The organism is Veillonella sp. S13054-11 (assembly GCF_002959795.1).
GTDB lineage: Bacteria > Bacillota > Negativicutes > Veillonellales > Veillonellaceae > Veillonella > Veillonella parvula_E.
This window is the reverse complement of sequence record NZ_PPCY01000007.1, coordinates 2,501-21,326: the sequence shown is the minus strand read 5'-3', so window position 1 is coordinate 21,326 and position 18,826 is coordinate 2,501. Positions and strand designations below refer to the sequence as shown.

Sequence of the window (18,826 nt, the reverse complement as noted above, 5' to 3'; positions counted from 1 at the left end):
GGTTTTCCCTATTTAATTATATAAACTAGCAATAAAGCTATCTTGTAGATTGTTATTTCTATGAGATAGCTTTTTGTTATGTAATGTAAGATGAATTGATGAGGTGGAGGGAAAATATAATCTTATAAAACAAGTTTAAAATAATGATTATGAATTTATATTCATTTTATCTCTTCTTTATGGTATAAAATAAGCCCGTATTTTATATAAATTTGTGATATGAATCACTATAAAACGCATTAATGCTGCATTTGTGCGCTATATAGAATTATGAATAAAAAATGAAAAAGCTTGATAGTGTATTAAAGGTTTTGATATACTTATAATATTGAAAATTTTGGAATTCTCGTATGACTTACCATATGATAAAACATCGAGGGAGCATTAATATTACTATAGTTTATAGGAGAAAGTATGAATAAGATTTTTAAAGTGGTTTGGAGCAAATCAAAAAACTGCTACGTAGTAGTATCTGAGTTCGCTAAGAATAATAGTGGCAAAAAGAAAATTGTTGTAGCAGCAATCTTGGCTGCATTAGCAATGACTAATGCTAGCATCTCTATGGCGGCAAATACTTTGCCTACAAATATGCATGCAACAGCAGTAGGCTTGGGGGCTGGTGCTTCTGTTACTGGTGATAAAGCTGTAGGTTTCGGTCAAAATGCAGCAGCTGCTGGTGGATATTCTATTGCAATAGGTTCTAATTCTAGTACCAGTGTTAACAGCCCACAAGGAATCGCTATTGGTGGTGGTAATACTGCTAATGAAGGTGCAAGAGTAATTGGGGAGCAAGCAATTGCCATTGGGGGAAATACAATAGCTCAAGGTAACTCTTCTATTGTTATTGGTGGCGATGATGTAGTTAAAGCCGATGGTGTAAATGTTATTTACACTACGAATAATGGTGAGAATAAAACTGGGGATTTGCGTAGTGCAGTTCAAAGCTTAACAGGATTTGATATGAGAAACCCACTATATACATCGGCAACGGCTGGTGAATCCGGTATCACATTAGGCATGAAAGGTCAGTCAGGCAATGTGGGCATTGCCATTGGTACAGGTGCAAATGCGAAGGATCGTTTATCAGGAACTTCTAGTGGGGCTTCTGGTCAAGCCAATAATGATGTAACAAATGCTATTGCTATTGGCACAGGGGCTAGGGCAAATCGTGATAATGCTATTGCCATCGGTGGTGGTTCTAACACTGATGTAGGCGGTACAAAACAATCTAGTTATACTTTGCCAAATAACGTTGTTGCTTCCTGGGCTGGTGGTGATAAAACATTGCCAGGTGACGTTGTATCTTTTGGTTCTAAAGGGTATGAACGTCAGTTGAAACATGTGGCTCCTGGTGAAGTAAGTGCTACTTCCACAGATGCAATTAATGGCTCTCAACTTAGCGCTATTGTAGACCAAATCGCTTATAAATATATATCTATAAAATCTTCTGATGCTGCTAATAAAGATAATACTGGTGCTACGGCAGCTAATTCTATTGCTATTGGCCCAAATGCCGCAACAGACGCATCTGCGAGTCGTTCTGTAGCTGTTGGTGATGGCGCCAGAGGTAAAGTAGTAGATGGTGTAGCTGTTGGCTCAAAATCTATAGCTGATATTGCTTCAGGCGTAGCGGGATATAATGTTAATGCTAGTCGTACAGATATATATGCTGGTTTAAGTGGTGCCGCCCTAACGTCTAAATTAGGTGGTGTTGCTGTTGGTACGATAAACCAAACACGTCAAATTAACTATGTTGCTGCAGGTACTGCTGATACAGACGCAGTAAACGTGGCGCAATTAAAGAGTGTTAATCTAGCTTTTACAGGTGATACTGGTACAGGCGATGTGAACCTTGCTAATAGTAAATTGGTTGTAAATGGTGATAATACATACATTAGCACTACAGCTAATGGTAAGAAAATTACAGTTTCTGGTAAAAAGCAAGACATTACTGTAGCAAATGGTAGCGCTACAGCCTCGGCTGGTATGGCGGATTCTGCTAATGTAGCTAATGCGATTAATCAAGCGATTGATCAAAACAAATATGGTTGGAATCTTTCTGCTAATGGTGAAGCTACACCAGTAGCGGTTGAAAAAGGTAATACAGTAGATTTTTCTGGTGGCGATAATGTTGCGGTTGCTAGAAATGATAAGAAAATCTCTATAGCTTTGAAAAAAGATCTTTCTAAATTAAACAGTGCTTCTTTCAATAATGCTGGCGGTAATGAAACTGTAAAAATTGATGGTGATAAAGGTATCAATGCTGGAAATTTGAAAGTTGCCAATGTAGCAGATGGTGTTGCTGATAAAGATGCTGTCAATGTATCCCAATTGAAAAAAGTTGATGATAAAGCTGAAGCTAACAAAACTGCAATAGATAAAAATATTGGTGAAATTGCTACAAATAAAGGGGATATTGCTTCTAATAAAGCTAATATTGCTCAAAATACTGTTGCTATCGCTCGTAAGATTTCTTTAGGTGGTAACTCTGGTTCGACTGATGAAAAATCGTTGAGCACAGGTGATGTGAAATTCAATGTGAAAGGTGAAAATGGTCTTACGACTGTTGCTAATGGCGACGATGTGACAGTTAAACTCGATGATACGACTAAAGGTAAAATTGAGAATGCAGCTGATCGAGATTTGAGCAATTTGACTCCTGATGGTAAACAACAAGTTAAGGACTTAGCAGCTTGGAATGTAGTCGCTAATAATGAGACGGCTGAAAAGGTTGAAGGTAATAACACTGTTAAGTTTATTGATGGTGATAACATTTCTATTACTCAAAATGGTAAGGACTTCACCATTTCTGCTAAGAAAGATGTAACCTTTGATACGGTAACAGCTACTCAAACGATTACAGCACCAAAGGTTAAAGCGACAACTGGGGTTGAAACTCCTCAAGTAACAGGCTTGACTAACACTGTATGGACTCCGGGCCAAACACAACCTGTATCTGGTCGTGCAGCCACAGAAGACCAATTGAAACATGTTGATGATCAAGTAGCAGGAAACAAAGCCAAGATTGCTGATAATACAGATAAGATTGGCAAAAATACTGATGCTATCGTAGATAATAAGCAAAAAATAGCTGACAATAAAACGGCAATTGATAAAAATGCAGTAGATATTGCTACTAACAAAGACAATATTGCTGCGAATAAAACAGATATTGCTACTAATAAGGATAATATTGCAGATAACAAGCAAAAGATAGCTGCCAATAAATCTGCAATTGATAAAAATACTGGCGATATTGCTACTAATAAAGATAATATTGCAGATAATAAGCAAAAAATAGCTGATAATAAAGATGCTATCACTAAAAATGCTAGTGAGATTGCAATAAACAAAGGGGATATTGCTTCTAATAAAGCTAATATCGCTCAAAATACTACTGCTATCGCTCGTAAGATTTCTTTAGGTGGTAACTCTGGTTCTACCGATGAAAAATCCTTGAGCACAGGTGATGTGAAATTCAATGTGAAAGGTGAAAACGGTCTTACTACGGTTGCTAATGGTGACGATGTGACTGTTAAACTCGATGACGCGACTAAAGGTAAAGTTGACAATGCAGCTGACCAAGACTTGAGCAATTTGACCCCTGATGGTAAGCAACAAGTTAAGGATTTATCCGCGTGGAACGTAGTAGCTAATGGTAATACTGCCGAAAGAGTTGAAGGTGGCAATACAGTTAAGTTTATCGATGGTGATAACATTTCTATTACTCAAAATGGTAAGGACTTCACCATTTCCACTAAGAAAGATGTAACTTTTGATACGGTAACAGCTACTCAAACGATTACAGCGCCAAAGGTTAAAGCGACAACTGGGGTTGAAACACCTCAAGTAACAGGTTTGACTAACACTGCATGGACTCTAGGCCAAACACAACCTGTATCTGGTCGTGCAGCTACAGAAGACCAATTGAAATACGTTGATGATCAAGTAGCAGAAAACAAAGCCAATATCGCTGATAATACAGATAAGATTGGCAAAAATTCTGATGCCATTGCAGATAACAAGCAAAAAATAGCTGACAATAAAGCTGCAATTGATAAAAATGCAGTAGATATTGCCACTAACAAAGACAATATTGCTGCGAACAAAACAGATATTGCTACTAATAAGGATAACATTGCAGATAACAAGCAAAAAATAGCTGATAATAAAACTGCAATTGATAAGAATACTGGTGACATTGCTACAAACAAAGCTGACATTTCAACTAACAAAGATAACATCGCAATCAATAAAGCTAACATTGACAAAAACACGACAGCTATTGGCCGTAAGATTTCTTTAGGTGGTAACTCTGGTTCGACTGATGAAAAATCGTTGAGCACAGGTGATGTGAAATTCAATGTGAAAGGTGAAAATGGTCTTACGACTGTTGCTAATGGCGACGATGTGACAGTTAAACTCGATGATACGACTAAAGGTAAAATCGAGAATGCAGCGGACCAAGACTTGAGCAATTTGACTCCTGACGGTAAGCAACAGATTAAGAACTTAGCAGCTTGGAATGTAGTCGCTAATAATGAAACGGCTGAAAAGGTTGAAGGTGGTAACACTGTTAAGTTTATTGATGGTGATAACATTTCCATTACTCAAAATGGTAAGGACTTCACCATTTCTACTAAGAAAGATGTAACCTTTGGTACGGTAACAGCTACTCAAACGATTACAGCGCCAAAGGTTAAAGCGACAACTGGGGTTGAAACTCCTCAAGTAACAGGTTTGACCAACACTGCATGGACTCCGGGACAAACACAACCTGTATCTGGTCGTGCAGCTACAGAAGACCAATTGAAACACGTTGATGATCAAGTAGCAGAAAATAAAGCCAATATCGCTGATAATACAGATAAGATTGGCAAAAATTCTGATGCCATTGCAGATAACAAGCAAAAAATAGCTGATAATAAAACTGCAATCACTAAAAATACTGACAATATTGCTACCAATAGACAAAATATTGCTGATAACAAAGCGGCTATCACTAAAAATGCTAGTGATATTGTAACTAATAAGGATAACATCGCAACCAATAAAGCTAACATCGACAAAAACACGACAGCTATCGGTCGTAAGATTTCTTTAGGTGGTAACTCTGGTTCGACTGATGAAAAATCTTTGAGCACAGGTGATGTGAAATTCAATGTGAAAGGTGAAAATGGTCTTACGACTGTTGCTAATGGCGACGATGTGACAGTTAAACTCGATGATGCAACTAAAGGTAAAGTTGACAATGCAGCTGATCGAGATTTGAGTAATTTGACCCCTGACGGTAAGCAACAAGTTAAGGACTTAGCAGCTTGGAATGTAGTCGCTAATAATGAGATGGCTGAAAAGGTTGAAGGTGGTAACACCGTTAAGTTTATCGATGGTGATAACATTTCCATTACTCAAAATGGTAAGGACTTCACCATTTCTACTAAGAAAGATGTAACTTTTGATACGGTAACAGCTACTCAAACGATTACAGCGCCAAAGGTTAAAGCGACAACTGGGGTTGAAACTCCTCAAGTAACAGGTTTGACTAACACTGCATGGACTCTAGGCCAAACACAACCTGTATCTGGTCGTGCAGCTACAGAAGACCAATTGAAATACGTTGATGATCAAGTATCAGAAAATAAAGCCAAGATTGCTGACAATACAGATAAGATTGGTAAAAATGCAGAGGCTATTGCGGATAACAAACAAAAAATAGCTGATAATAAAGCTGCAATTGATAAAAATGCAGTAGATATTGCTACTAACAAAGATAATATCGCAACTAATAAAGCCGATATAGCAACTAATAAAGATAATATTGCGACGAATAAACAAAATATTGCAGATAACAAAGCGGCCATCACTAAAAATGCTGGCGATATCGCAGCCAATAAAGCTAATATTGATAAAAATACAGAAGCTATTGGTCGTAAGATTTCCTTAGGTGGTAATACTGGTTCAACAGATGAGAAATCCTTAAGTACAGGCGATGTGAAATTCAATATTAAAGGGCAAAATGGTATTGTTACTGAAGCTAATGGCGAAGATGTAACTGTCAAATTGGATGATGCTACGGCTAATAAAATCAACAATGCAGCAAATATGGATTTGAGCAACTTAACAGATGCTGGTAAACAACAAGTTAAAGATTTATCCGCATGGAATGTAGTAGCTAATGGTAATACTGCTGAAAAAGTTGAAGGTGGCAATACAGTTAAGTTTATCGATGGTGATAACATTTCCATTACTCAAAATGGTAAAGATTTCACAATTGCTACTAAACAAGACGTAACTTTCAATACTGTAAAAGCAAATCAAACCATTACAGCACCAGAAGTGAAAGCTACAGAAGGTGTAGAAACACCTCAAGTAACGGGTTTGACTAACACTGCATGGACTCCGGGTCAAACACAGCCTGTCTCTGGACGTGCCGCCACAGAAGATCAATTGAAACATGTTGATGATCAAGTAGCAGAAAACAAAGCCAACATTGCTGATAATACAGATAAGATTGGTAAAAATGCTGATGCCATTGCGGATAACAAGCAAAAAATAGCTAATAATAAAGCTGCAATTGATAGAAATGCTGCTGATATTGCAACTAATAAGGACAATATTGCTGCGAATAAACAAAATATTGCTGATAACAAAGCGGCTATCACTAAAAATACTAGTGATATTGCAACTAATAAGGATAACATCGCAACCAATAAAGCTAATATCGACAAAAACACGACAGCTATTGCTCGTAAGATTTCTTTAGGTGGTAACTCTGGTTTGACTGATGAAAAATCGTTGAGTACAGGCGATGTAAAATTCAATATTAAAGGCGAAAACGGTTTAACAACTATAGCTAATGGTGAAGATGTAACTGTTAAGATTGATGATCAAACTAAAGCAAAAATCGATAATGCTGCAAATCAAGACTTGAGCAACTTAACAGATGCTGGTAAACAACAAGTTAAAGATATATCTGCATGGAAGGTAACAGCTGCAGGAGGTACTGTTGAAAAAGTACAAGGTGGGGATACCGTAAAATTCCAAGCTGGTGATAATCTTGTAGTTAACCAAGATAGAACTACTTTCACATATGGCTTGGCTAAAGACTTAAAAGGCCTAAACAGTGTTACTGTAGGTGATGAAAACGGTGTATCTACTAAAATCACTCCTGCAGGTACAACTGTGAAAGATGCAGCTGGCAACTCTACTACAATTAATGGGGGTGGTATGACTATTACTCCTGCAGATACAGCAGCTAGCCCTGTATCACTTACTGTAGACGGCTTAAATAATGGTGGCAACAAAATTCATGGAGTAGCGCCTGGTACAGCTGATACTGATGCAGTAAATGTTAGCCAATTGAAAGCATCTAATGCTGGTTTACAAGAAGCTGTTAACCGTGTTGGTACTGAAACACAACGTGTTGGTGCTCATGCAGCAGCTATGGCAGCGTTGAAACCAATTCAATATGATCCATTGGAACCAACACAAATTATGGCTGGTATTGGTAACTACCGTGGTGAAACTGCGGGTGCCATCGGTATTGCTCACTACCGAACTGAAGATACTATGTTCAACGTAGGTGTTTCACTTGGTACTAGCCATAACATGGTAAATGCAGGTGTAACGCATAAATTTGGTGGTAGTCGTGAAAGAAAAGACGCTATTCCAGAACGCTATAAGGCGGGGCCTATTAGCTCTGTTTATGTAATGCAAGATGAAGTATCTAGTCTCAAAAAAGAAAATAGTAATCAAAAAACGGTTATTGCTAATCAAGCAGCGCGTCTAAATACATTAGAAGCTGAAAATGAACGTCAACGTCAAGAATTGGCTGAAACTAAACAAGGCTTAGATGACTTGCGTGCCGTAGTAAATCAATTATTAGCTTCTAAAGGTTAAGAGTTGAGAACTAATTTTGATAATAGTCTAAGATAGTTATTTCTCTGTAAAACTAAAGAACCTCTTATACATTGTTGTACTTGATAGGGTATATACATTTCGTATAAGAGGTTCTTTTGCTATTTTGATATGTATTCTTATTTAAAATGCATAACATATGAATGACTTCTCATATGTTGTGTGATATAATACAGTGGAAATAAGAGGTAAAGTGATACCTCTATTATGTATGATCTTGCATGAATAGGAGATAGGATGTTAGACCGTATACAACGATGGCTTTCAATAGACACCATGTTGCCTGTTGCAGAACGATTAGGAGCTGTAGGAACTACAAAGCAGCTATATGGTAATTATTTAAAAATAGCTTGGCCAGCTACATTACAAGGTTTGATGTTACAATTTATGACTGCCATTGATTTGGCGATGGTTGGTGCCTTAGGTGCGTCAGCTCTTGCTTCGGTAGGCATTATGGGTCAACCTGAGATGGTAATGCTCATCTTTTGTCGAGCCTTATCCATTGCTGTGACGGCAATTATAGCTCGTCGTCATGGTGAAGGTGATGTAGATGGTATGAATGCCGTACTCAAGCAATCTATTTTATTGAATTTTTTAATTTATGTACCGTTATTATTGATATGTTTCTTGAATTTAGAGCATATTCTACGTTTTACGGGTGCTGAAGATGGCTATATTGAAACAGCCGTTTGGTATGGTCGTTTCATAGTTATTAGCTTAATATTTCAGTCCTTTAGCCAAATCGTAGGGGCTGCACTCATTGGATATGGTAACACTAAAGTTATTTTTAAATCTAATGTAGTAGGGAATATTTTGAATACGATAATGAATTTCTTCTTGATTTATGGTATTGGTTTCTTCCCTGAACTTGGCGTTATGGGGGCAGGTGTATCCACTATGATCAGTAGTGCTATTATTGCATTATTGTTGTTGCGTACGATTTCACAACATACTTCTACTGGATTAACATTGCGCCATCCGTCGAAATGGATGTTTGAAAGGCCCGTATTACATACAATGTTTCATGTCGGTGGCAGTTCTTTAGGAGAACAGTTCTTTGAGCGGTTCGGTATGTATACATACACTATGATTGTTGCTTCCTTAGGTGCGGTACCTTTAGCAGCACATTACGTATGTATGAATTTAATGGATATATTTTACTATTTTGCGATGGGTCTTGGATTTGCAGGTGCATCACATACGGGGCAAAGTCTGGGACACAAACGACCAGATATTGCACGTACTTATGGTAAAATTGGTGCTCGTATTGGTTTAGTCGTGGGCCTTGTAAGTGCATTAATCTTTATTGGTCCTGGTGATTTTTTAGTACAGTTATATACTCGTGAAAGTGATGTTGTTACACTTTCAGCCACTTTGATGGGCATTATGGCTATCGCTGCATTCCCTCAAGCATTACAGCAAGTGTATTCCGGTGTGTTGAAAGGGGCAGGAGATACATATTACATCATGAAATATTCTCTTGTAAGCGTAGCAATCATTCGTCCTATTATTACTTATTTATTGTGCATTACACTAGGTTTAGGGCTTTTTGGGGCATGGTTATCTTTGTGCTTCGATCAGTCTCTAAGATTATGTTGTTCTTATTTGAGATTTATTCGAGGAACATGGCAACATAAGGTTGTTTAATGAGATGTAAATTCTTTTTCACATTGAAAGTTTTAGAAGGATTCATGAAAAAGAAGTGAATAAACTCTTGTCTATTAAAAATTTTTGATGTACAATACGTAATGTGAAAAAAATGACACATTGGGGAATGTGTTATCTGACCAGAAACTTCTGATTTCACGTATATATGTAAGGGATATACATATGAAATGATAAAAGCTTCCTTAGTGCATAAGGGAGCTTTTATTCGTTCAATTATAGTTAGATCTATTAGTATATATAATAATGATTTTGATGAACTTATAAGACCGGTAATTTTATTATTGTTAGAGAATCTTAAAAAAGATAAATAGTATTATAATTTCAGGAATGTAATATGTGCAGAGAATCGCAGTGATTCGGCAATAGAGAGGGTTTAAATATTTATATTTATAATATTTATAGATAGATATAACTAAAAATTCATCAAATATTCATGAAGAATGTTGAATTATATTGAAAAATTGTGTAAAATATAAGCATATTATTACCAACGCCTAAGTATTATAAGGGCTGTTTTTGGAGGGAATTATAATGAATAAAAAATTATTAGCTTTATTGGCAGTTGCTGCTGTAGGTGTGTCCGTAGCAGGTGCAACTCCTCAAACTCAATTCAATAAAGGTGAGTTTCAAGTTGATCTTGGTGCGTCTGATTCTAAAGCAAAAACTAAAGCTTGGACTTCTGATGCAAAATGGAACTTTGATGGTGGTGTAACATACGCTTTCACAGATAAAACAGCGTTGCAATACCAATACCATGGTTTGAATGATAAAATGTTCGGCACTAGCTATAGTGATAGAATGCAAGAAGTTAATTTGATTCAATCCTTGAACAAAAATTTCGCAGTATATGGCGGTTATGCTCACATTTCTGGTGATACATTCCCTAAAGCAAATAATATTGCTCAATTAGGTGTAATTGGTAAAGCTAACCTTGGCTCCAAAGTAGACGTTTATGGTAAAGCGGGTGTAGGGACTAAGAGAACTACCACTTGGGAAGCAGGTTTAGGTTATAAAGTTAACCAAGACTGGGATATTAATGCAGGGTATCGTTATATCAATACTAAACGTGATGATAAGTCTAATATTTCCTTCCAAGGTCCTGTAGTAGGATTATCTTACCGTTTCGGTGGTCACAAATCCGTAGCTCCTGTATACACTCCAGCGCCAGCTCCTGTATACACTCCGGCTCCAGCTCCTACTGTAGAAGCGCCTGCATATAAAACTCCTAAATTGGATTACTATGTACAATCTATCTACTTTGACTCCGACCAAGATGTTGCTCGTGCAGACCAATATCCAAACTTAACAGCTGCTGTAAATGCTGCTAACCAATATTCTCAAGACCAAGTTAAATTGATGGGTAACGCTGATACTGATGCAAATCCTCAATACAACATTGCTTTGTCTGAACGCCGCGTACAATATGTGGCTCAATATTTAGTTAACCATGGTGTATCTGCCGATCGTCTTATCGGTATTGCTAATGGTGATGTTAAACCAGTTGCAACTAACTCTACAGCAGCAGGTAAAGCTGAAAACCGTCGTGTAGACGTTTATATTCATCGCTAATCTCTAGACTAATCTAGATTAGGCCTACAATAAGTCCACCTTCAATCATGCTCTTTTGTTTATCGAGAATTCGAGCATGCGATAAGGTGGACTTTTGTGTTATACTAAAATTGCATACAATCCTAGGTCATACAATGTTCATTATGTTTTGGTAATGTATGCGATGTGAGAATCGTATAGTTATATAGGTGTAGCTTATTAATAGTGTTATGTGAAGTAGGTTATTATGAAAGAATTCAAATATTACAAACAGCTCATAGGAGCTATTATACTAGCGGGCATTATGATTATGATGGCACTACGTATAAGTGATATTGCTAGTGGTCTTGACGCTATCTTTACGGCTTTTGTTCCGCTCATTGTGGGTGCTTGTATTGCTTTCGTATTGGATATTCTAGTCGTTCGTTATGAACGATGGCTATGGCCTAAGTGTGACTCTGGATGGAAGTATAAAATACGTCGCCCTTTGAGTCTTTTGCTATCCTTTGTAACAATTAGTGTTATTGTGTATTTTATTGCTCGGATGGCTTTACCTCAATTGATTCATTCTATGTCGATTATTGTAGCTGCATCACCGCAATTGTATACGGATTTCCAAACATGGATGCAACATATTACAGAAACCATTCCAATGGCGTCGAATCAAACGATTATAGATGCCCTAAGTGGAGAGAATATTGCTAAATATACTCGTGAATGGGGGACAAAAGGTGGCACATATATTGTAAATGCAATGGGCACCGTATTGTCTTGGACTTTGAACATAGGTCTTGGCTTAATTTTTGCTGTTTATATGTTGCTTGATAAGGAACGCCTTATGTTACAAGGTAAACGTATATTAAAGGCATATGCATCAGATGAGTGGGTAAATCGAGTTAGTTATGTAACTCGTGTAGCAGTTCAAACATTCAGTAATTTTTTTGTAGGTCAGTTTATAGATGCCTTGGTTCTAGGCGTGATGGTAGGTATTACTTTATGGCTATTTAATATTGAATATGCTACAACGATTGCTTGTGTAATTGGTTTAACTGGTTTGATTCCACTACTAGGTATTTATGTTGGTGGTATCATTGGAGCCGTTATGCTACTTACTGTTGGCCCTATGGATGCTCTCATCTATGTAATTATTTTAGAGGTACTTCATCAAATTGAAAGTAACTTTATTTATCCTAAAATTGTAGGTAACTCTGTTGGATTACCAGGTTTGTGGGTATTTGCTGCTGTTATCGTAGGCGGTAGTTTGATGGGGGTTACTGGTATGTTGATCGGTGTACCTTTAGTGGCTACATGCTATAAATTGATTATGACTGATGTAGATGGACGACTTGCATCTAATGAAGGTTTATAGTATATTGTCTAAATGATATGACTATTTACATATTTTTCGTGTTGCTGAATATAGCATGAACTTATAGAAATTCTAGTGTACTAATAGTTTGATTAATAGAAGCATAGTATCTAGTAGGAGGATTATAATGAATAAAAAGTTGATTTCTATGGCATTAACGGGGGTATTAGCAGTGGGCATGTTATCCGTTGCTACACCAAGTGTGGCAGATGCACGCAAAACAAAGCCTGAAACAAGTACGGATATTTCTGTAAAACGTGCACCTGGCGAGTCCATAGTTATGACTATGAGCCAAATTGGAACTATTTTTCAAAATCGCTATCCAAATGCGGCGCTTCATTCTGTAGAGCTCAACTCTAATGACTTGAACTATGGTTATAAAGTAGTTGGTTATAGTAAGTATCATCAGTACAAGATGAAAATTGACGTAATCACTGGTAATGCTTCTGATATGGAAGAGGGGGGCAAACCTAAGAAAGTTATTGGTGAGATTTTTAATAAAGATAAAGTTATTGAATCAACGCAAGCAGAACGTGTTGCAAAACAACAACTTGGAAATGATGCTGTTATGAAGGGCTGGAAAATTGAAGCTCATAATGGTAAAGTTTTATACTATGTGACTATGCATCAAGATGGTAAAAAAGTAGTTGTTACAGTAGATGCTGAGACAGGTGCTTATGTAGAACAATCTAAATCCTATAAATTACCACCTGAGCCAGATCAAGGCTTTGATGGTCGTAAAACAAATCTCGTTTGGGGTTCTGATATAGATATGGGCCGCTAACCTATCTATTGATGATTAATAAGAAAAGAGCCGAAGGCAATGCCTTTGGCTCTTTTTTGCGATTCCGATACTATAAAATATCGGTTAATAGTGCTCTTATGTTAGAATATTTTTTTTACAATAGATATGTTTGCAACAAAAGGACTGCGCCTAGGTTTAGTCCTTTTATTATTTATAACTATAGTTGTATTACCAACGATTTTCGTAGTACACTTGTGTCCACATGATAACCTCGACGAGGGATGGATGTGGGCTCATAGTTTCGCCTACAGTGATAACGGATCTAGGGTCCATTTCACGAGTAATACCTTTTTCACGTAAACGTTTAGTGCGTTCAGAAGCGATTTCTTCATTGATGGCTGTCAACGGAGTTACACCACTATTCATAAGATTCACATAAGGCTGGAAGAGGATAGAGGCTTGAGGACCTACGACATGCATACCAAGGATATGGTTGGTGTCTTTATCTACTACAATTTTTACAAATCCATCGTTTACATCACCAGGGTTGATACCCATTGCATAGCCTTTTGCAGTGGAGGAGTAGAAGTTCTTCCCAACCCCTACATTGTAACCTGCTTTGATAGCTTCCGCCTCTGTGAGACCTACATTACCAATTTCAGGATAGGAGAATGTAACCTTAGGTAATGTATCATACCTTGCCCAACGGTAATCATCTTCACTTGTTGCATAGAAGAGATTGTGAGCAATGATATCTGCTTCGTAGTTTGCACGGTGACGGAATGCAGGTTCACCATTTACATCACCTAAAGCGTAGATACCATCAACGGATGTTTCTAAGAATTCATTAGTTTTAATCCAGCCTTTAGGCCATGTTTCGATACCAGTATTTTCAAGGTGAAGCTCTTCCACAGCTGGACGGATACCTGCAGCTACAAGGATTTCTTCAACTTTAGTTTCTGTAATTTCTCCAGTAGTACGATCTTTAGTAACTACCACTTTAAGGCCATCTTTTTGGCGGATTTCAACAGTGTCTTGGTTTAGAAGTACGTTAATACCACGTTCTCTGTAGTTGTTAAGCAAGTGTTCCGATATATCTGCATCTTCTTTAGGAACTAAACGTACATTATGTTGTAGAATTGTTACTTTTGTACCAGCGGAATCAAATACATGAGCGAACTCAACACCAATCGGACCCGCACCAAGTACAGCAAGGGATTTATATGGCTGTTTAGGGAATTTATCACCAAAGAGACTTTCACTAGTAAGGAAACCTGCCTCTTGAAGACCAGGTACATTCGGTACATTACTATAGCCACCAGTACCAAGGATAATTGTAGGCGCTGTAATTTCTACAATGCCAGAACCATCGTTAAGATGGATGTTCATCACTTTATCAGATACAAAGCTTGCTGCACCACGATACACATCTACGTTGTCATAGGCATTGTAATAATCATAGATGCCTGCAGATTCGTCAATTTTATGCCAAGTACGCTTGGACACAGTGTCCCAGTCCATAGTAGCAGAACCAACATTAACACCGATTTTTTTAAATTCTTCTGTTTCTTGGATTGCGTTAGCCACTGTAACCATAACTTTTGTAGGGATACAACCGCGAGTTAGGCATGTGCCACCAAATTTACCTTTTTCTATGATTGCCACTTTAAGGCCTTTTTTGAGCGCAGCGTCAGCTACGATGGTTGCGCCTCCTGTACCAACTACAATAATATCGTATTGTTTCATGTTGATTCCTTTCTATATATCTACTAATAGTTATTATCATTAACTATATTATACCACTACATTGAAAAAAATCAATATAGTTTGTTAGTGATTGGTGAAAGTTTATATTTAGTTTATCCAAATACATAATATTATTTCCAGAAAATTAAGAGGCGCGGATATATGTAACTTCCACAAAGCCTTATAAAATAATATGTAATTAGTTTACAAAAAAAGACGGTCCCAAAGGACCGTCTAAAAAAATTTTAGTTCCAATCTTGATGATAACCGCGTTTTGCATAATCAGCAGTAGCAGTGAAGAGGATATCTGTGCTAGAGTTAAGTGCAGTTTCCGTGGAATCTTGTAATACGCCGATAATAAAGCCTACGCCTACAACTTGCATTGCTACATCATTGGATATACCGAATAGGGAACAAGCCAATGGAATGAGTAACAAGGAACCGCCTGCAACACCGGAAGCCCCACATGCACCTATAGTGGCAATAACAGATAATAGGATTGCGGTAGGAATATCTACAACGATACCTAATGTATGCGCCGCAGCTAATGTCATGATTGTGATTGTAATTGCTGCACCACCCATATTGATTGTAGCTCCTAATGGAATGGATACGGAATACATATCTGGATTAAGTTTTAATCGTTTGGCTAAATCAAGGTTTACGGGAATGTTTGCAGCAGAACTACGTGTAAAGAATGCATAGATTGCAGATTCTCGTAAGCATTTGAATACCAATGGGTATGGATTACGACGAAGGTAAATAAATGATAAAATTGGATTGATTACTAGTGCTACAAAGATCATAGAACCAAGTAATAATACGAGTAATTGAAAGTACCCAATCAAGGCTTCGATGCCGTTAGTAGCAATGGATTCTGCTACAAGGCCCATAATACCAAGAGGGGCGAATCGAATGATCCAACCTACTACAGTAGTAATAGCTTGTGCAATGGACTCCATAACTTCCTTCGTATTCATCGGTGCATGGCGTAAAGCACCACCAATGATAAGTGCCCAACCTAAAATACCGATGTAGTTAGCAGTCATTAATGCTTTTACTGGATTATCAACTACATTTTTTAGTAATGTTGTCATAACCTCTACGATACCTTGAGGTGGTGCGGCATCGGCTGCACCTGCTGCTAGGTGTAATGTAGTAGGAAAAAAGAAGCTTACGATTACTGCTAAAGCCGCAGATAGGAATGTACCTAGTAAATATAAGGTTATAACAGAGCCCATACCTGTTTTTTGTCCAGAGCGATGTTTACTAATCGCAGCAATTACTAAGAAAAATACGAGGATAGGGGCGATACCTTTTAGCGCTCCAACGAAGAGGACTCCTAATAAAGCAAGTTCATTGGCCACATCGGGCACATAAAGAGCAGTTAAAATACCAATAATCAAACCTATGATAATTTGTTGGATTAGACTGACTCTATTGATTGATTTTACAAATCGATTCATAGTACACTCCAATACTTATATAAAAACAAATAAAATTCCATGATAAAGTATCCTTTCAACATGGACATATGTCATTATACAACGAACATGAAATGGTGGCAATAGATATTATAATCGATAGTCGTATATATTTATTATAAATATAGGTAAAAAATAGATATGTGTGTTTAGTTCTATATTATGTAGCGGAAAATACTAAATACCAGTGTTTTTAGTAGATATGTATATATTACATAGTCACTATATAGAGTATATATATTAGGATTCTTTTTAGCGTTCCTATAGTGTGGTATACTATGCCATATATAATTCTTGAACATAGTTCTTGATTTGTGAAAGGACCATAATGAATACTAAAGAATTTAAAACGTATGCAGATAAAGAAAAATTTGTGCAAGGCGTTTTTTCTAATATTGCAAAAAACTATGATTTAATGAATACGGTGTTAAGCTTTGGACAAGATTATTTTTGGCGTAAATTCTCTGTAAAAGCGATGAATATCGGTCCTCACCAATATGTACTTGATGTGGCATGTGGTACTTGTGTATTTACGAAGGAAGCATTACGTCAAGAGCCCACTTTGAAAGTAGAGGCATTAGATTTTAATAGTGAAATGCTAAACCAAGGGCGTGTTCGTATTGAAACTGCCGGTTTACTTGATCAAGTAAATTTAGTACAAGGTGATGCCATGGCCTTACCATATGAGGATAATACATTTGATGCTGCAATGAGTGGCTTTGCAATGCGAAATGTTCCAGATATTAAGCAGGTATTGTCTGAAATGCAACGCGTGGTAAAACCAGGGGGGAAGGTTGTGGTGTTAGAACTTGCAAAACCAAGTATGTTTGGGTTTAAACAGTTATATAACTTCTATTTTTCATATATATTGCCTATTATAGGAAAATTGAGCAAAGATAACTCTTCCTATGCATGGCTTCCAGAATCTTTACGTAGATACCCACATCAAAGTGAGATTTTAGAAATCTGGAAATCTCTTGGATATGAAAATGCCACCTATCATGAATTGACAGGCGGCATTGTAGCTGTACACGAAGGTGTGGTACCGGAAAATTCTATTGTAGATAATAAGTGATGTTAGCGTCTTGTGAAACTATTAAAGAGCCTTTTTCTACAGGCGTAGCAGTTTCGAGAGCTGCTTTTAGCATTACTGGGTTACGATAGTAACCAGAGTCCATTGTGCTAGTTTCAGTTGTGCTAATGGAAACAGTTTTTACTGGTCCCAATGTACGACCGAGGGCAGCTGCGATAACTTCTGCTTTATGGCGACCGTTTTGAATCGCTTCTGTAGTTAAAGAATCAGATAATTGTTGAGATACATCATTTTGGAATGAAAGGTTGTTGATGTCGTTAGCACCAGCGCTAACAGCAGCATCGACAACCTTTCCTACGTTATCAAGGTTATTGATCTTAACTGTTACATGATTTGATACATTGTAACCTGTATTGATGCGTTTGCCGTCTTGATAGTCGCTCGTTGGATTGATGGAAATGCTAGATGTATAGATGTCTTTTTTGGCAACACCTAAGTTAGCTAATTGACTAATTAAATTACTCATAATACGATCATTATTAGATTTTGCAGCATTGATATTGGTATTTTGGCTTGTAATACCAAGTGTTAAAATGGCATAGTTAGGTGCTACGGATCGAGACGCTTGACCAGTAATATTAATTTCTGACGTATCAAATGTGCCCTGTGGTGCAGCTAATGTGGTAGTTCCCATAGTAGCACATATAGCAGCTATAGCTACAGCTTTTGATAATAATTGTTTTGATAGTTTCATACTCAATCTCCTTACAATAATGTAATATTCATATTGGTAAACGCTAATAAAAGAAAACCAATTTGCGCTGAACGTTCTTTATTACAGCTACATTGTACATGGTTAATTGTGTAAAATCAATTATTAGGTTTATAGTTAAAAATGAAAATAAAATGAAAATTTTGTAAAATTGAGAATTGGGGGTTGCGATTATATTTTCATTGTACTATAATATGCATACAGTCGTTTGAGCGGCTGTTTCTTAATGAGTGTAGCAATACACTTAGAGGTTTAAAATGAACTTCAAAAAAGATTATAAAATGTGTTGACATGAAAGTGGTCATAATGTTATTATAATCAAGTCGTCAATTACGACAGTACTTAACAATGAAGTAGTGCAAATTGATAACAGATCTTTGAAAACTGAACAATGATAGGTAATCAATCAAAACGATTGAACATATGCCAGAGTGCGGGTTTTGACAAAGTCAAAACCAACCATAATTCAAAGTTACTTCAATGTAACGACAACAAATAATGAGCTATTCAAATAGCTTCAAGATATCTTGGAGAGTTTGATCCT

At 37.0% G+C, this 18,826-nt stretch carries 9 protein-coding genes and 1 rRNA gene (1 of these 10 only partly in view); 7 read left to right on the top strand and 3 right to left on the bottom strand.

Annotation, left to right across the window (positions count from 1 at the left end):
• The first annotated feature begins 414 nt into the window (after nucleotides 1–414).
• From VPHSUH08_RS07140 to VPHSUH08_RS07120, 5 genes are all read left to right on the top strand, one after another.
• Nucleotides 415–7,899: an ESPR-type extended signal peptide-containing protein gene (locus VPHSUH08_RS07140; protein ID WP_105087081.1), complete on the top strand. Its 7,485-nt coding sequence runs from the start codon at nucleotides 415–417 to the stop codon at nucleotides 7,897–7,899.
• A 255-nt stretch (nucleotides 7,900–8,154) separates the two neighbouring features.
• Nucleotides 8,155–9,564: an MATE family efflux transporter gene (locus VPHSUH08_RS07135; RefSeq protein WP_101928980.1), complete on the top strand. Its 1,410-nt coding sequence runs from the start codon at nucleotides 8,155–8,157 to the stop codon at nucleotides 9,562–9,564.
• A 552-nt stretch (nucleotides 9,565–10,116) separates the two neighbouring features.
• Nucleotides 10,117–11,154, top strand: coding sequence for an OmpA family protein (locus VPHSUH08_RS07130; protein WP_105087080.1), 1,038 nt, complete (start codon nucleotides 10,117–10,119; stop codon nucleotides 11,152–11,154).
• A gap of 226 nt (nucleotides 11,155–11,380) precedes the next feature.
• Nucleotides 11,381–12,502: an AI-2E family transporter gene (locus tag VPHSUH08_RS07125; RefSeq protein ID WP_004698387.1), complete on the top strand. Its 1,122-nt coding sequence runs from the start codon at nucleotides 11,381–11,383 to the stop codon at nucleotides 12,500–12,502.
• Between the two features lie 127 nt (nucleotides 12,503–12,629).
• Nucleotides 12,630–13,286: a PepSY domain-containing protein gene (locus VPHSUH08_RS07120; RefSeq protein WP_004692962.1), complete on the top strand. Its 657-nt coding sequence runs from the start codon at nucleotides 12,630–12,632 to the stop codon at nucleotides 13,284–13,286.
• Between the two features lie 189 nt (nucleotides 13,287–13,475).
• Here the strand turns inward: VPHSUH08_RS07120 and VPHSUH08_RS07115 are convergent, their stop codons facing one another.
• Nucleotides 13,476–14,993, bottom strand: coding sequence for an NAD(P)/FAD-dependent oxidoreductase (locus VPHSUH08_RS07115; RefSeq protein ID WP_105087079.1), 1,518 nt, complete (start codon nucleotides 14,991–14,993; stop codon nucleotides 13,476–13,478).
• A gap of 245 nt (nucleotides 14,994–15,238) precedes the next feature.
• Nucleotides 15,239–16,459, bottom strand: a complete 1,221-nt coding sequence (gene sstT / locus VPHSUH08_RS07110) for a serine/threonine transporter SstT (protein ID WP_004692960.1) — start codon at nucleotides 16,457–16,459, stop codon at nucleotides 15,239–15,241.
• Nucleotides 16,460–16,805: 346 nt separating this feature from the next.
• Here sstT and VPHSUH08_RS07105 point away from each other — a divergent pair, with 346 nt between their 5' ends.
• Entirely contained in the window at nucleotides 16,806–17,552 is a 747-nt protein-coding gene (locus VPHSUH08_RS07105; RefSeq protein ID WP_105087078.1) for a ubiquinone/menaquinone biosynthesis methyltransferase, read from the top strand.
• Here the strand turns inward: VPHSUH08_RS07105 and VPHSUH08_RS07100 are convergent.
• A complete protein-coding gene (locus tag VPHSUH08_RS07100; protein ID WP_105087077.1) occupies nucleotides 17,533–18,264 on the bottom strand; it encodes an SIMPL domain-containing protein in 732 nt (243 codons plus the stop codon). The two genes, VPHSUH08_RS07105 and VPHSUH08_RS07100, sit on opposite strands and share 20 nt — an antisense overlap.
• Nucleotides 18,265–18,806: 542 nt before the next feature.
• Here VPHSUH08_RS07100 and VPHSUH08_RS07095 point away from each other — a divergent pair.
• Nucleotides 18,807–18,826: ribosomal RNA gene (locus VPHSUH08_RS07095) — 16S ribosomal RNA — on the top strand (it continues 1,544 nt past the right edge of the window).

Bases quoted from the DNA above. Each gene is read 5' to 3' on its own strand.
- VPHSUH08_RS07115 (WP_105087079.1), bottom strand. From the start codon at position 14,993: ATGAAACAATACGATATTATTGTAGTTGGTACAGGAGGCGCAACCATC.
- VPHSUH08_RS07135 (WP_101928980.1), top strand. From the start codon at position 8,155: ATGTTAGACCGTATACAACGATGGCTTTCAATAGACACCATGTTGCCT.
- VPHSUH08_RS07140 (WP_105087081.1), top strand. From the start codon at position 415: ATGAATAAGATTTTTAAAGTGGTTTGGAGCAAATCAAAAAACTGCTAC.
- VPHSUH08_RS07130 (WP_105087080.1), top strand. From the start codon at position 10,117: ATGAATAAAAAATTATTAGCTTTATTGGCAGTTGCTGCTGTAGGTGTG.
- VPHSUH08_RS07120 (WP_004692962.1), top strand. From the start codon at position 12,630: ATGAATAAAAAGTTGATTTCTATGGCATTAACGGGGGTATTAGCAGTG.
- VPHSUH08_RS07105 (WP_105087078.1), top strand. From the start codon at position 16,806: ATGAATACTAAAGAATTTAAAACGTATGCAGATAAAGAAAAATTTGTG.
- VPHSUH08_RS07100 (WP_105087077.1), bottom strand. From the start codon at position 18,264: ATGAAACTATCAAAACAATTATTATCAAAAGCTGTAGCTATAGCTGCT.
- VPHSUH08_RS07125 (WP_004698387.1), top strand. From the start codon at position 11,381: ATGAAAGAATTCAAATATTACAAACAGCTCATAGGAGCTATTATACTA.
- sstT (WP_004692960.1), bottom strand. From the start codon at position 16,459: ATGAATCGATTTGTAAAATCAATCAATAGAGTCAGTCTAATCCAACAA.